Source organism: Anaeromyxobacter sp. SG64 (genome assembly GCF_022690745.1).
Taxonomy (GTDB): domain Bacteria; phylum Myxococcota; class Myxococcia; order Myxococcales; family Anaeromyxobacteraceae; genus Anaeromyxobacter; species Anaeromyxobacter soli.
The window spans coordinates 1-14,809 of the sequence record NZ_JALCZB010000059.1; the positions used below are offsets into that span (position 1 = coordinate 1).

Genomic DNA, 14,809 nt, shown 5'->3' on the forward strand with positions numbered 1-14,809 from the left:
CCGCCTTCGCTCACGTGCTCTACGTGCTGCTCGGCCTGGCGGCAGAGGCGGCGGACCTTCAGAGGCGGTATCAGGCGAACACGATTAGGAGACGACGGGTCCTCTCGTTGGCGATGCTGGGCAGACTTGTGCTCGCGGACCACGCGCCGGACCTCCTCGAAGGCGCCCTGGCGGAAGAACCATGGGACTCACTCCGAGAGCGTATCGCTGCCGCTCAGGTGTGCTGATTTGAGGGGATCCGTCAGGAGCTCGGCAGGCGAGTCGAAGATTCTCGAACGTGGACGGTCCCCCGAGGGCGGCGGGCTGGATGTGGTCGAGCTCGAGCTTCCAGCGGCTGTTGCAGCGGCAGCCGTCCGGGCCGACCCAGGCGCAGCGCCCGCCATCGCGCGTCCACACTGCGCGGCGCACTATCGCCGGGATCGTGGTCCTCGTGGCCGGCGGCTTCGCCGCGGTCTTCTTCGTCGTGGCGGCATTCCCGGCCTGCTTCGCTCCCTTCGTCTTCCGCTCCGGCGCGACCGCGCCCTTGCGCTTGCCGTGCTTCTGGATGGCGCAGCGGATCGCCTCGTGGAGCACCGCCGCGAGGTCGCCGTCCGGGACCTTGTGCGACAGGAGCGACCGGAGCGTCTCGAGGTCCTCCTTGCAGGCGCGGTCGAGCGTGACCCGGAGAGACCAGTGGCTCTCCGAGACGGCGAGTGTCTCGGCCCTTCGCTTCGGCTGCGCGACGGGGGGCGAAGGCGCCGGCAGCGCGTCGGCCGCAGGGCCCGGATCGAGGGTCGGCTTCGCGGTGCCGGGCTCGGTCGCCGTCTCGGCCTGTCCTGCATCGGACGCCGGGAGCTGCAGCGCTGCGCTTCCCGCGGTGGGCGCGCGGTCGGTGAGCTTGCGGAGGCCAGCACGCGGAGCGGTGCGCGCCTGGACGGAGACGACGAGCTGCTCGACCTCGGCCCGGGTCCGGAAGGCGGCGCGAGCGAGGAGGTCGTCCACGTTCTCCTCGGTGAGCACCTGGCCGAGGAGCGCCACGGTGGACAAACACAGACGCCCATCGCGCAGCGGAGCCTCGAGGATCGGGAAGCGGCGCAGCACCCGCATCGCCTGGATGCGCCGGCCGGCGGCGCCCTCGCGGAGGTGAAGCGCCTCCAAACAGTACGCCCAGAGGGACGCATGGCCGACCTCGACGAAGGCGCGGCGCCGATCGAACTCGTCGAGGTGCAGGAGAAAGTCGACCTGGACGTTCCGTTCCTCTCCGGCGAGCTCGCGCGGGCGAAGGGCGAGGACATTCGACTCGAGAGCAGCGGGGGCGAGCGCAGACATGGGGTGCACCTCCAGTACACCCTTCGTAGCACGCGATTTCCGGAGCTCCGGAGACGCTCCAGGCTCGCGCCTGCGCGGCGCTATTCGCTGCACCCTCGTCGATGCCTTTCCTCGGTCTCCGCGCGTGACACGCGCGAGGCGCGTGCGCGAGAGCGGCCCTTCCGCGCCGGTCCAATGCCGGACCGCGATCGAGGCGAGAAGGCGTCAACGGGAAATGTTTCACCCACCGCATCTGGGACGCCTTGCCTCGTCGCGAGAAGAGCCGCGGCACCGGCCGGCACTACCGCTGGCGATAGCTGTCACCCAAGGTGAATACGGTCGACCTCGAGCTGCGGAGGCGCCTTCGAGAAGTCCGCGTGCACCCCGCGCGAAGTCACGCCGTCGCTGTGCCCGGTTCGACACTACGAGACGCTCGCCTGCGCCCCCGCCTTCCCGCGTTCATCGGGGTCGAGCACGAGCGCGCGCGCCGACCCCGTCGATGCCCCGAATCCGCCATGCGCACGGAAGCCGTGGTAACACCCGCCGCTCGTCCGGCGAGTACCCGCACTTGTGACGAATGATGAGGGCTGCGCCCCGCCCCACCCCTGCTCGCCGGGTCCCGTGCGCCACCGCGCGCGGCTTCGCCGCTGTCGCGATGGCGCCCCGGCTTTGCTCGCTTCGCTCGCACGGGGAACGGCGCGCTGCTCCCGCCGAGCGAAGCTCGGCGGGGCCCTTTCGACGAGAAGGGCCATTCCCTCCGGAATGGTCATGCCTCCCGGAATGACCGCTCCCGGACGCCGCGCAGCGCGCGTCCCTGCGCGCCCGCGCGCGCTTTCCCTCGAGCGCCGATGACGATCGGAATGGCCCTTCGCGCGCGCCCGCCCGGCCCGATGGGCCGTGGCACGCGCCCCGGCGTGCATTTCTTCGACTTTCGCCGGATCGGCGCTCCCGGGCACATCGCGTGCTGTGGAGGAGCGCGCTCCCGTCCTCTCGTGGCGCGGCGCGACGGCGGCGCGGCGCCGCCAGGAGGAGGCTCACGTGAAGCGTCTCGCTCGCAGCCTTTACCTGCAGGTCCTCGTCGCCGTGGCGCTCGGCGCCCTCGTCGGCCACCTCGCGCCGGCGACCGGCGCGTCGATGAAGCCGCTCGGCGACGCGTTCATCAAGCTCGTGAAGATGCTCATCGCGCCCATCGTGTTCGCGACGGTGGTGACGGGCATCGCGAAGATGGGCGACCTGCGCAAGGTCGGCCGCGTGGGGCTGAAGGGCCTCCTGTACTTCGAGGGGCTCACCACGGTCGCCCTCGCCATCGGGCTCGTCGTCGCCCGCTTCGTCCAGCCCGGCGCCGGCATGGACGTGAACCCCGCAACCCTCGACGCCAAGGCGGTGGCCACGTACACCGCCGGCGCCCAGCAGCACGGGACGATCGACTTCATCATGAACGTCATCCCGAAGGACGTGGCCGACGCGTTCGCGAAGGGCGACATCCTCCAGGTCCTGCTCTTCTCGATCCTGTTCGGCATCGCGCTCGCCGGGCTGCGCGAGACGGGGAAGCCCATCCTCGAGTTCATCGACGTCCTCTCGGGGGTGCTCTTCAGGATCGTCGGCATGGTGATGCGGCTCGCCCCCATCGGCGCGTTCGGCGCGATGGCGTTCACGGTCGGGAAGTACGGCGTGGACACGCTCCTGAGCCTCGGCAAGCTCATCGCCTGCTTCTACGCGACGAGCACGGTGTTCGTCGTCCTCGTCCTCGGGCTCGTGATGCGGAGCTGCGGGCTCGGCATCCTCCGGTTCCTCCGCTACATCAAGGAGGAGATCTTCGTCGTGCTCGGGACCTCCTCGTCCGAGTCCGCGCTGCCCCTCATGATGAGGAAGATGGAGCGGCTCGGCTGCTCCAAGCCGGTCGTCGGCCTGGTCGTGCCGATGGGCTACTCCTTCAACCTCGACGGGACGTCGATCTACCTCACGCTCGCGACGCTGTTCGTCGCCCAGGCGACGAACACGCACCTCTCGCTCGGGCAGGAGCTCGAGATCCTGGCGGTGCTGCTCCTCACCTCGAAGGGCGCCGCGGCGGTCACCGGCGGCGGCTTCATCACGCTCGCCGCGACCCTCTCCGCGGTCGGCACCATCCCGGTGGCCGGCCTCGCGCTCCTCCTCGGGATCGACCGCTTCATGTCGGAGGCGCGCGCCATCACGAACCTCATCGGGAATGGCGTCGCGTCGGTGGCGGTTTCCCGCTGGGAGGGCGAGCTCGATCTCGCCCGGGCGCGCGCGGTCCTCGCGGGCGCCGAACCGGTCGACGCCGCGGAGCCGACGCCGACCCCGGTGCCGCTCCTCGAGGAAGTCCCGCTCACCGCGGCCGAGGGCTAGCCCGCCGGCGCATTCGCTCCTGGAGACCTCATGAAGCAGCTCATCTCGATCCTCTCGCGCCTGTGGAACGGCCTCTGCGAGGCCGACCGCCGCACCGCGCTCCGCAGCACGCCGGAAGTCCCCCGCAAGTAGCGGCACGGAGATCCCGGCGCGGACGCCGGCGGTGGCCCTCCCTCCGGCCGCCGCCGGCGTTCGCCTTTCCCGCTCCCAGGGCGACGACCCTCCCGCGGACGGCGCCCGCGACGGGCGGGCGATACACTCTGCGAGATGGAGCGCGGCGCCCGGTGGCACGAGCGGCTCGGCGCGGCGGCGGCGAACGTCCACCGCTGGCTCAGGGCGCGCGAGCTCGTCACGCTCCTCCTCGTCGCGGCGCTCGCCGGCGGCGTCCTCACCTTCGTCGAGATCGCGGAGGCGGTGCGGGAGGACGAGACCCGCGCGATCGACGAGAAGATCCTCCTCGCGATGCGCAAGCCCGGGGACCCCGCGGATCCCCTCGGCCCGAAGTGGGTCGAGGAGACCGGGCGGGACCTCACCGCCCTCGGCGGCGTCCCGATCATCAGCCTCGTCACGACCGCGGTGGCCGCCACGCTGTGGCTCGCCGGGCGTCGCCGCTCCGCGGCCCTGCTCGCCGTCGCCGTGGTGGGCGGGGCGATCCTCTCGTTCGCGCTGAAGCGCGGCTTCGACCGGCCCCGCCCGGAGCTCGTGCCCCACGGCACGTGGGTCTACACGTCGAGCTTCCCCAGCGGCCACTCCATGCTCTCGGCGATCGCCTACCTGACGCTCGGCGCGCTCGTCGCGCGCGTGCTCCCGCGGCGGCGGCAGAAGGCGTTCGTCCTCGGGTGGGCGCTCCTCTTCACCGGGCTCGCCGGCGTGAGCCGCGTGTACCTCGGCGTGCACTGGCCTTCCGACGTCCTCGCCGGCTGGACCGTCGGCGCGAGCTGGGCGGTCGCCTGCTGGCTCGCGGCGGACTTCCTCGATCGGCGCGCGCGCAGGCGGAAGGACGCCGGCGTGGAGGACGACGAGCGTCCTTCGAGGGTGCAGCGGGGGTGAGAGGAGCACCTACCGGGGTGTCGCCGCGCCAGGTGTGCGGCGCGTTCACGCGCCCGCCCGCCGACGCACGCGCGTAACTCGTTGATCGCCCTGCGCTTCGCGCCGAGGTCGGCGCTGGTCCGCGCCGTGCACCGATGAGAGCTCGCCCGGCACCCTCTTCCCCGGACGACTGCTCGGAGGTGCTTCCATGAGACCCGGCCGCCTCGCCTCGCTCGCCACCCTGACCGCCCTCCTCTCGACCGCCTGCGTGACGACGTCCACCACCTCCACGACCTGGGGCGAGGGGTCCTCCCAGCAGTGGGAGCGCGTCGGCTACGTCGCCTCCATCCGCGAGACCGTGGAGCGGCAGCAGGGGAACCCCGGCGCAGGCGCCGTCGCCGGCGCGATCATCGGCGGGATCCTCGGCAGCGCCGTGGGCGGCCACACCTACTACGACCGCTGGGGCTACGCGCACCACCACGGGAGCGGCGCCGGCGCGGTCGCGGGCGCCGTCGGCGGTGCGGTGGTCGGCGCCGCCGCGAGCCAGGGCGGCGCCGAGCGGCGGACCTACGAGGTCTTCGTCCGGTTCGACGACGGCGGGACGGACACGTTCGTCTACGACCAGCCCTACGACTTCCGCGTGGGCGACGAGGTCCGGCAGACGGCGCGCGGCCTCGAGCGGACGCGCTGAGCGATCACACGGGGACGTTCACCCCGCGGCGCGCGTGAAGAACGTGCGCACGACGCCGGCTCCGCCCGGCTCCGAGTGAGCCACGCACCCGACGGCGCGCGCCCGCTCGAGCAGCGGACCGGGCACGAAGGGCGTCACGAGCTCGAAGACGTCGCCGGGCGCCAGCACGGCGAGCTCCTGCATGATCTCCTGCACCGGGTGAGCGCCGGACGCGAGCATCGGCCGCGCGTCGAGCCGCCGGGAGACGGACGCGCCGTCGAGCCACGCCGGGCGCGGCTCCGCGTGCGCGGCCGGGGCGTGGACGTGGGCGTGCGCCGGCTCCGGCGCCGGGGATCGGCCGGCCTCCGCGTGCGCGGGGCAGGCCTCGACGGGCCGCGCGGCCTCCGCGGCGGCGCGAGCGCCGGACCACGACAGGAGCCGCTGCTCGCCCTTCAGCGCCCGCTTCTCGGTGAGGTCCTGGGTCACCTCCAGGCAGCCCAGATACGCGCCGGCGTCGTCCCGCAGCGCGCGGTACTCGATGTGGACGAAGCGCCCGTGGAGCTGCCAGAAGGCGGCGCGATCCTGCGTGCCGGCGCGGAAGCTGGCGAGGATCTCCTCCACCGTCCCCACCGACGCGGGCGGGTGGCAGAACTGGACGTTGCGGCCGATGACGGCGCGGCTGCGCGAGAAGACCCGGTCCTTGCCGTGGCTGAACCAGCGGACGCGATCCTCGGCGTCCACGAACGTCGCGTCGAGCGGCAGCGCGCCGAGGATCGCCTCGAGCTCGGCGGGGAGGAGGCTCCCGGTGGGCAGCCTCACGCGCGCGCCCGGCGCCGGCGCGTCGTCCCCCTCGGCGGACGCCGGGCGCCAGCGCGCCTCGGGCTCCACGAGGCAGTAGCCGAGCTCGTCGCTCTGGCGCGCGATCTCCCACCACTCGCGCTCCTCGAGGACGTCGAGCGACATGGGCAGGAGGATGTTCTCCTCCTTGTCCACGAGGTCGCGGATGGCGCGCGCGAGCGGGCGCAGCGCGCCGCCCGCGATCGCGCGAGCCGTGACGGGGTCCTCGCCGGCCGAGGCGAGCGCCGCGAGCGCGCCGCGCAGCAGCGCGCGCGTCTCGTCGTGCTTGCCCCACATGACCTGGGGCGGACCGGTGATGCCGTGCCGCTCCAGGAACGGGAAGAGGAGGTGCTCCTTGCGCTGATAGTGCTTCTCGACGTCCGTGAGCGCGTTCACGCGCACGCGCGCTTGCAGGAGGTGCACGCCCACGGCGTCCCCGTTGACGGCCGTCTCGAGCGCCTCGGCGACGTGCTCGAGCGCGTGGGCCTGCTTCGCGAGCGCCGCGTTCTCCTCGGAGAGCACGCGCGCGGGGTGGCCCGGCGGCGGCGTGCGGGCGCCGGAGAGATCGATGCCGCCCTGCAGCGCCGCCGAGTGAAGGTGGCAGAGCCGCGTCATCTCCTCGGGCCGCAACCCCTCGGCGATGAGCTCCTGCTCCACCTCCACCACGAGCCCGTACGGCACCTGACCGAGCAGGCGCTGGAGCTGCCGCTGCACCGCCTCCGGCGCCACGCCGTCGTGGAGCTGAAGGATGAGGTGCTTCAGGAGGTCCTTCCGAGGAGGGGCGCCCGTTTCGATGAGCTCGCTCATGACCGATGTGAAGAGCAAGGTTCTCGCCAGCCGCCGAACCGGTCGGGATCACGGACTTTTCAGCCGGGGCGCGGAGCTCTTCACCCGGATTTCGTTGCCGCCTTCACCGCCATGCGGGTGAACCCTCCCACCGGTGCGCGCTGCCGCACGGACCCGGCGCCACTAGGGTTCGATCTGGAGCACCGTGCCCGGGGAGCGGGAGCATGAAGCAGCTGTTCGGCGGCGACTGGCTTGCGGGTCCGGTTCGTGACGCGCTGCGAGAACGCGCGATGGTCGAGCAGAGCCTCCCCGCGGCGACGCGGTCCGTGGTGGTGGACGGCGTTCGGGGCTGGCTCTTCCCGGTGACGACGGTGGCGGGCGATCCGTTCCAGCTCTTCCTGTGGTTCGACGGCGCCGTCTACCAGGTCACCGTCGCGAGCCCCGACGTCTCCGGCCATGACCCGCACGCCTGCCACCTGTTCCCGCACGGACGGATCTGCCTCTCCGCGGACCCGGCCGGCGGCATGCCCACGCTCGAGGCCGCCTACGCGAAGAGCGTGCTGTGGGCGAACGGCTTCAGCGAGTTCCAGCGCACGGGGAAGTTCCCGTTCTGACCCTCGGAGGAGACGCCATGTCCGATGCCACCGTCGCAGACCTACGCGAGCTGTTCCTCGACGATCGCCGCACTGCCGACACGCCGCCGCGCGAGCGGCGACGCCGGGTGTTCGTCGATCCTGCGGGCCGCATCGTGATCGGGGATCGGGTCCCGCGCGGCGACGAGGGCCAGTCGCTCTCCGAGATCCACCCGGCCGTCTTCGCCGCCCCACTGCGCTGATCCACGTGCGCGTCCTCGACGCGGTGCTCCGCGCCATCGGGGAGGAGCTCGCGGTGCACCCCGCGGAGCGCGGCGGGGCGCTCGTCGGCCCCCGAGGCGTGTCCCTCGTCACGCAGCTCGTCCCCGATCCGGAGGGGGCGGCCACCGAGGCGAGCTACCGCCCCTCGCGCGCGCTCGACGCGCGCGTGAAGGCGCTCGAGCGCGAGGACGGGCTCGAGCTGAAGGGCATCGTCCACTCCCACCCTCCCCTCCTCGACGCGCCGTCCGCGCAGGACGCGGCGGAGCTCGCGGAGGGGCTGCGCCGGAACGGGCACCTCGCGACGTACCTCGCCCCGATCGTCACGCGCTGCGATCCCGGAAGTCGCCTGGCGCCCCACGAGCTCGCGCTCTCCCCGCCCGGCAGCAAGGTCTCCTTCTTCGGGGCCTGGCGCGCTGGCGAGGACCACGCTGCCGTCCGCCCGCTGCAGGTGACCGTGGTGCCGCTCCTGCGCGACGCAGAGCGGCTCGCCCGCGCGATCGGGGGGGAGGTGGGCGGCGTCGGGCTGGTGGACGTGGCGGCCGCGGGCGACGCGGCGCTCCCCGCGGCCCGGCTGCTCGCGGGCGGGCTCGAGCTCCTCGTGGTCGTCGGGGACGGCTACCCGGCGCTGCCGCCGCTCGTGCTCGCCACGAACGCTGAGGGCGAGACCGAGCAGCTCGAGCTCGGCTGGTCGCTCGCCCTCGCCGAGGAGGACCGGCTCGCCGCGGCGGTGCGCACGATCCTCCTGCCGCCCGGCCCGTACCGCGCCGCCTTCGGGCCGCGCGGCGGACCGGCGCTCACCGCCGACCGCGAGCGCGCGCGGCTCGCGGGGTGGGGACGGCTCCTCACGCGCGGCGACCCCGCGGAGGGGGCGGCGCGGCTCCGGGACGCGCTCTTCGCGCGCAGCGCGGGGCTCGTCTCGGCGGCGCTGCGCGAGCGGACGGTCCTCGTCGCCGGCTGCGGGTCGGTGGGGTCGTACCTCGCCGAGGCGCTCGCGCGGAGCGGCGTCGGCGCGTTCGCGCTCGTGGATCCCGAGTCGGTGGAGGCGCCGAACCTCTCGCGCACCGGGTACGAGGTCGGCGATCTCGGCCGGGCCAAGGTCGAGGCGCTCGCCCGGCGTCTCCTCGCCGTCCAGCCCGCGGTCGGCCTCTCGCTCCACGCCGCCGCGCTCGACGCGCTCGGGCCTGCCCCGCTCGACGCGCTGGTCCGGGCGGCCGACCTGGTCGTCGCGGCCACCGACGATCCCGCCGGCCAGCGCCTGCTCGACCGGTTCGCATACGCGCGCGGGCGGCCCGCGCTCTTCGTGGGCCTGTACGCGGGGGCGCAGGGCGGCGAGGTGGTGATGACGGTCCCCGGCCGGACACCCTGCTACCTGTGCGCGACGCGCACGCGCGGCGCGCTCGCACGGGAAGGCGGCGGCGCGCGCGAGATCGACTACGGCACGGCGCGGCTCCGCGGCGAGCTCGCGATCGGGCCGGACGTGCACCACGTGGCGAGCGCCGCGGCGAAGCTCGGCCTCTCGCTGCTCCTCGCCGGGAGCGGCGCGCCGCTCGCCGCGCTCGCGGAGACCGCGCTCTCCGACGGGACGCCTTACCTCACGACCTCCACCGTCCCCGGCTACTGGTTCTACCCGCAGGTGTTCGGAGACACCCCGGGGCAGCACGCCTACCAGAGCGTGTGGCTCACCCCGGCGCCGCGGCAGGACTGCCCCGTGTGCGGGGATCCGTCGGGCCGGGTCGACCCGCTCGACGTCCCGCTGCGCGGCCCGCGCGCGGCGTCCTTCGCGGCCGTGCTCCGCGACGGCGAGCCGGCCGGCTCGTAGCGTCGCCCTCGACGCGCTCAGCGCGCCGGCGGCTGGATGTGCGACTCGTCCTCGAGGGCGGGGACGATCTTCTCCTGACGCGCCTTCGTCTCGCGCGTCGCGGCGACGCTGCAGATCGGCGCGAGCGTCTCCGCGAGCCGGACGAACCCCGCGATCTCGCGCTCGAGCCGCCCCGCGAGCCCGGCGTCCCGGAGCCGGCCGTCGGCGTCGAACGCCTCGCCCGCGTGGGCGAGCGCGAACATGTCGGGGAAGACGAGCGCGCCGCACCCCTCGAGCGGGATGCGGGTCTGCCACAGGCCGCGGATCCCGCCCATCGGCGAGGGCGACGCCGAGAGGAGGTACACGCTCCTGCCGCGCCAGGGCATCGGGCGGGCCCGGGACACCCAGTCGATCGCGTTCTTGAGCGGCCCGGCGATCGAGTAGTTGTACTCGGGCGCCGCGATGAGGAGCGCCTGCGCGGCCTCGACCCGGCGCTTCAGCTCGAGCGCCCCCGCGGGGAGGCCGCTCGTCCGGTCGAGATCACCGTCGTAGAGCGGCATCTCGAACTCCGAGAAGCGGGCGAGATCCACGTCCGCCCCCTCGCGCCGCGCGATCTCGCATGCGAGCGCGACGAGCTGGTGGTTCAAGGACTCCTTCCGCAGCGACGCGGCGAACGCGAGCAGCCTCATGGTGACGCCTCCCGGGCGCGCCCCCCTGGGCGCCCGGGGGCCACGCCGCGAACTGTCGTTCAGGCCCAGCGCTCCATCACCACTCGCGTCTCCGTGTAGAAGCGGACCGCGTCCTCGCCGGTCGCGTGCAGGTCACCGAAGAACGAGCTCTTCCATCCGGCGAAGGGGAAGAACGCCATCGGCGCGGCCACGCCCACGTTCACGCCGATCATCCCGGCCTCGACGTTGCGCCGGAAGTACGCCGCCGCCTTGCCGCTCGTGGTGAAGATGCTCGCGGCGTTGCCGTAGCGGGAGCGGTTCGCGAGGGCGACCGCCTCCTCCACGCTCCCGGCCCGCACGGTCGCGAGCAGGGGCCCGAAGATCTCGTCCCGGGCGAGCGTCGAGTCCGCCGCGACGCGATCGAGGATGGTGGGGCCGATGAAGAACCCGTTTCCGCCGGCGGTCGCCTCGCGCCCGTCCACGACGAGCGCGGCCCCCTCGGCGAGCCCGGCCTCGATGTAGCGGCGCACGCGGGCGCGGCTGTCCTCGCGGATCACCGGGCCCATCGCCGAGTCGGAGGCGAAGGGATCGCCGACGCGCGTCGCCCGCGCCTCGGAGGCGAGCCGCTCGAGGAGCGGCTCCGCCGCGCCGCCCACCGGCACGAGCACGCTCCCGGCGAGGCAGCGCTGGCCCGCGGCGCCGAACGCGGAGCCCATCACGGCCGAGACGGTCAGGTCGAGGTCCGCGTCAGGCAGCACGAGGAGGTGGTTCTTCGCTCCCGCCATCGCCTGGACGCGCTTGCCGCTCGCCGCCGCCCGCGCGTAGACGTGGCGAGCGACCCCCTCCGATCCCACGAACGACACCGCCCGCACGAGCGGGTGGTCGAGCAGCGCGTCCACGGCGTCGCGGCCGCCGTGCACGACGTTCATCACGCCGGGCGGGAGCCCCGCCTCCTGGAAGAGCTCGGCCAGCCGGAGCCCGGTCGAGGGCGTCCGCTCCGAAGGCTTCAGGACGAACGTGTTCCCCGCCGCGACGGCGATGGGGAACATCCAGAGCGGGATCATCGCCGGGAAGTTGAAGGGGCAGATCCCCGCCACGACGCCCACCGGGACGCGCCAGGTGTGCGAGTCCATGCCGCGGGCGATCCCCTCCACCGTCCGCCCCTGCGCGAGCGTCGGCATGCCGCAGGCGAAGTCCACGACCTCGATCCCGCGCCGGACCTCGGCGCGGGCGTCCGGGAGGAGCTTGCCGTTCTCCCGCGAGACCGAGGCGGCGAGCGAGTCCTGCTCGCGCTCGAGGAGCGCCTTGTAGCGGAAGAGCACCTGGACGCGGTCCGGGACCGGGATCGCGCGCCAGCCCGGGAACGCGGCCGCCGCGGCGCGCACCGCGGCGTCCACGTCGGCCGGGCCGCAGAGGGGGACCCGCGCGACGGTGCGGCCGGTCGCCGGCTCGAGCACGGGCGCGGTCTCGGTGGCCGCCGCCGGGCGCGCCGCGCCGTCGACGAGGAGCGGGAGCGGAGCGGGCTCGGGGCCCGCGCGGCCGGGAGACGACGAGACGTTCGGGGCCATGACCTTCGACCTCCAGCCTCCTCACTTCACCGCGCCGACGGTGAAGCCGGCGATGAAGCGATCGAGGAACAGGTTGTAGACGACGGCGATCGGCAGGCTCGTGATCAGGCAGGCCGCCATGAGCGAGCCCCAGTAGTAGACGTCGCCGCGCACGAGGTAGATGGGCACGCCCACGCCGACCGTCTGGTGCTCCGCCGAGGAGATGAACGTGAGGGCGTAGACGAACTCCTGGGTCACGAGGGTGAAGGAGAAGATGACCACCGTGAGGATCCCGGACACCGAGATGGGGATGACGAGCTTCACGAACGCGCCGAAGCGCGTGAGCCCGTCCACGAGCGCCGCGTCCTCGAGGTCGCGCGGGATCGCCTTGAAGAAGCCCATGAGCAGCCAGATCGAGAACGGGACGGTGAAGGTCGGGTAGGTGACGATGATCGCCCAGAGCGTGTCCTGCAGCCCGAGCCAGGAGACCACGCGCGACATGGGGATGAAGAGCAGCGTCGGCGGGACGAGGTAGGTGAGGAAGATCCCGATCCCGAGCTGCTGCCCCCACTGGCCGGTGAGCCGCGCGAGCGCCCAGGCGGCGGGGACCGCCAGCACGAGCGTGATCGCCACGACCGCCGCGCCGGCCACGGTGGTGTTCCAGAACCAGCGCAGGAAGAGCGTCTCGCCGAAGAGGAGCCGCAGGTGATCGAGCGTGGGCGCCGCGTTGAAGACGAACGGGTCGTGCTCGACGTTGTACAGGTCGCTCGTCTGCTTGAACGTCGTGATCGCCATCCAGTAGAACGGGAACGCGAGCAGCACCGCGAACCCGATCACGATGAGCCAGCGCCCGAGGCGCGTGAGCGGCGATCTCCGAGGGCCCGCCATCGCTACACCACCTCCGCGCGGTGGGCCACGCGCAGCATGAGCGCGGCGACCGCCACGAGGATGGGGACGAGGAACATCGAGATCGCCGCGCCCTCCGCCAGGTCGGACCCGAGCACGCCGGTCTGGAACGCGAGCGAGGGCAGGACCTGCGTCGAGTCGTACGGCCCGCCCCGGGTGAGGATGTAGACGACCGTCATGTCGGTGAAGGTGAAGACCACGCCGAAGAGGAGGGCCACGTTGATGATCGGGCGCATCATCGGGAGCGTGATCTCGAAGTGCGTCCGCCAGAAGCCGGCGCCGTCCACGGCCGCCGCCTCCGGGAGCTCCTTCGGGATCGAGGTGAGCCCGGCGAGCAGGATCACCGTCGAGAACGGGATCATCCGCCACGAGTGCACCGCGATGACCGACGCCATCGCCAGCGCCGGCCGACCGAGCCACATCGGCGGGTCGAAGAGGTTCACGAGGTGCATCTTCGCGAGGACCCAGTTCACGACCGAGTAGATCGAGTCCAGGATCCACTTCCAGCCGATGGCGCCCAGGCTGATCGGCGCGACCCAGGGCAGCAGGATGAGGAACCGGACGAGCCCGCGCCCGCGGAACCGCTCCCGCAGCGCGAGGGCGAGCGCGTTCGCGCAGACGATGACGATCACCTGCGAGGCGATCGTGAACACGAACGAGTTCACGAGCGCCCGCCGGAAGCTCGGGCTCTCGACCACGCTCCGGAAGTTCTCGAGGCCGACGAACTCGTAGCCCACCGACCCCACCGTCACGTCGCCGACGCTGTAGAGGAAGGCGAGCACGAGCGGCAGCCCGAGGAGCGCCAGGATGTACACGAGCGCGGGCGAGAAGAGGGCGACGCCGAGCCGGGTCGCGCCGCTCACCCGGCGGCGCCGGCGGGGCGCCTCCCGCTCGAGCGCGGCCCCCGTCACCGCCACGACAGCTCCCGCGGGGCGGCGCGCTTGCCGGTCGCCCGGTCGAAGAACTTCACCTCGCTCGCCGGGACCGCGAAGTCGTGAGCCTCCCCCTCCCCGAGGCCTCCGCTGGCGGCGGTGGCGACGCGCGAGACGACCTTCCGGCCGTCGAAGCGGCCGCCGTCGATGACGCCGTGCAGGACCCGCTCCGAGCCGAGGAACTCGACGAGCCGGATCCGGAGGCGGATCGGCGCGCTGGGGCCGCGGACCATCGCCGCGGGGACGACGCTCTCGGGCCGGAACCCGGCGATGAAGTCGGTGTCCTCGACCAGGTTCATCGGCGGCGAGCCGAGGAACGTCGCGACGAAGGTGTCGGCGGGCTCGTCGTAGACCTCGTGCGGCGTCCCGATCTGCCGGACGATGCCCTTGTTCAGCACCACGATCCGGTCCCCCATCGCCATCGCCTCGACCTGGTCGTGCGTGACGTAGATGGTCGTGGTGCGCACGCGCTTGTGGAAGGAGGTGAGCTCCTCGCGCGCGGACGCGCGCAGCTTCGCGTCGAGGTTCGAGAGCGGCTCGTCGAGCAGGAACACCGTCGGCTCTCGCACGAGCGCGCGCGCGAGCGCCACCCGCTGCCGCTCGCCGCCGGAGAGCTCGCGCGGCTTCCGGCCGAGGAGGTGGCCGATGCCGAGCAGGCCCGCGGCCCACTCGACCCGCTCGCGGCGCTTCGGCTTCGGCACGCCGTGCGCCTTGAGCGGGAAGCCGATGTTCTGCTCGACCGAGAGGTGCGGGTAGAGCGCGTAGCTCTGGAACACCATGGCGATGCCGCGCGCCCGCGGCGGCAGGTCGGTGACCACGTCGCCGCCGATGAGCACGTCGCCGCGCGTGGGCTCCTCGAGCCCGGCGATCATCCGGAGGAGCGTCGACTTGCCCGAGCCGGAGGGGCCGAGGAAGACGAGGAACTCTCCGTCGCGGGTGACGAGGTCGACGTCGTTGACGGCGCCTTCCTCGGCCTTCTTGAACACCTTCGTGAGCCTGCGCGTCTCGACCACCGCCACCGGGCCCTCCGATCTCACGGGGGGGGGCGCCCCCCCCCCCCCCCCCCCCCCCCCCCCCGGCGCCCCCCCCCCCCCCCCCCGGGGCGCCCCCCCCCCCCCCCGCGGCGGG

At 73.4% G+C, this 14,809-nt stretch carries 13 protein-coding genes; 6 read left to right on the forward strand and 7 right to left on the reverse strand.

From position 1 onward, the window contains the following. Window positions 1–84 precede the first annotated feature (84 nt). Window positions 85–1,308, reverse strand: a complete 1,224-nt coding sequence (locus tag MNZ29_RS16215) for an HNH endonuclease (RefSeq protein ID WP_242355907.1) — start codon at window positions 1,306–1,308, stop codon at window positions 85–87. A gap of 1,017 nt (window positions 1,309–2,325) precedes the next feature. Between MNZ29_RS16215 and MNZ29_RS16220 the strand changes: the two genes are divergently transcribed. The 3 genes from MNZ29_RS16220 to MNZ29_RS16230 all read left to right on the forward strand — a co-directional run bounded on the left by MNZ29_RS16220 (window position 2,326) and on the right by MNZ29_RS16230 (window position 5,374). Further along, entirely contained in the window at window positions 2,326–3,654 is a 1,329-nt protein-coding gene (locus MNZ29_RS16220) for a dicarboxylate/amino acid:cation symporter (protein ID WP_242340796.1), read from the forward strand. A gap of 267 nt (window positions 3,655–3,921) precedes the next feature. Then, window positions 3,922–4,704 carry a phosphatase PAP2 family protein gene (locus tag MNZ29_RS16225; protein ID WP_242340795.1) on the forward strand — a complete coding sequence of 261 codons (783 nt, stop codon included), beginning with the start codon at window positions 3,922–3,924 and terminating at the stop codon, window positions 4,702–4,704. Window positions 4,705–4,891: 187 nt separating this feature from the next. Next, a complete protein-coding gene (locus MNZ29_RS16230) occupies window positions 4,892–5,374 on the forward strand; it encodes a hypothetical protein (protein ID WP_242340794.1) in 483 nt (160 codons plus the stop codon). Between the two features lie 18 nt (window positions 5,375–5,392). Here the strand turns inward: MNZ29_RS16230 and MNZ29_RS16235 are convergent, their stop codons facing one another. Further along, entirely contained in the window at window positions 5,393–6,997 is a 1,605-nt protein-coding gene (locus MNZ29_RS16235; protein WP_242340793.1) for a DUF438 domain-containing protein, read from the reverse strand. Window positions 6,998–7,266: 269 nt separating this feature from the next. On the opposite strand from MNZ29_RS16235, the gene MNZ29_RS16240 reads away from it, so the two are divergent. From MNZ29_RS16240 to MNZ29_RS16250, 3 genes are read left to right on the forward strand one after another with little or no spacing between them, the layout of a single operon-like run. Continuing rightward, window positions 7,267–7,590 carry a hypothetical protein gene (locus tag MNZ29_RS16240; protein ID WP_242340792.1) on the forward strand — a complete coding sequence of 108 codons (324 nt, stop codon included), beginning with the start codon at window positions 7,267–7,269 and terminating at the stop codon, window positions 7,588–7,590. A 17-nt stretch (window positions 7,591–7,607) separates the two neighbouring features. Further along, entirely contained in the window at window positions 7,608–7,811 is a 204-nt protein-coding gene (locus tag MNZ29_RS16245) for a hypothetical protein (RefSeq protein ID WP_242340791.1), read from the forward strand. A gap of 5 nt (window positions 7,812–7,816) precedes the next feature. Next, window positions 7,817–9,649 carry a ThiF family adenylyltransferase gene (locus MNZ29_RS16250; protein WP_242355909.1) on the forward strand — a complete coding sequence of 611 codons (1,833 nt, stop codon included), beginning with the start codon at window positions 7,817–7,819 and terminating at the stop codon, window positions 9,647–9,649. A 17-nt stretch (window positions 9,650–9,666) separates the two neighbouring features. Here MNZ29_RS16250 and MNZ29_RS16255 read toward each other — a convergent pair whose 3' ends face one another. The 5 genes from MNZ29_RS16255 to MNZ29_RS16275 are packed head-to-tail and all read right to left on the reverse strand — an operon-like array spanning window position 9,667 to window position 14,700. Then, window positions 9,667–10,317: an NADPH-dependent FMN reductase gene (locus MNZ29_RS16255; protein WP_242355911.1), complete on the reverse strand. Its 651-nt coding sequence runs from the start codon at window positions 10,315–10,317 to the stop codon at window positions 9,667–9,669. A gap of 59 nt (window positions 10,318–10,376) precedes the next feature. Beyond that, window positions 10,377–11,864: a CoA-acylating methylmalonate-semialdehyde dehydrogenase gene (locus MNZ29_RS16260; RefSeq protein WP_242355913.1), complete on the reverse strand. Its 1,488-nt coding sequence runs from the start codon at window positions 11,862–11,864 to the stop codon at window positions 10,377–10,379. A gap of 21 nt (window positions 11,865–11,885) precedes the next feature. Then, window positions 11,886–12,731 (reverse strand): carbohydrate ABC transporter permease, encoded by an 846-nt coding sequence (locus tag MNZ29_RS16265; protein ID WP_242340787.1) that lies wholly within the window; start codon window positions 12,729–12,731, stop codon window positions 11,886–11,888. A 2-nt stretch (window positions 12,732–12,733) separates the two neighbouring features. Continuing rightward, the gene (locus MNZ29_RS16270) at window positions 12,734–13,666 is read right to left on the reverse strand and encodes a carbohydrate ABC transporter permease (RefSeq protein WP_242355915.1); all 933 of its coding nucleotides are present in this window, start codon (window positions 13,664–13,666) and stop codon (window positions 12,734–12,736) included. Then, complete coding sequence (locus MNZ29_RS16275) at window positions 13,657–14,700, reverse strand: ABC transporter ATP-binding protein (protein WP_308197066.1); 1,044 nt, start codon at window positions 14,698–14,700, stop codon at window positions 13,657–13,659. Before MNZ29_RS16275 ends, MNZ29_RS16270 begins: the two co-directional genes overlap by 10 nt. Window positions 14,701–14,809 lie beyond the last annotated feature (109 nt).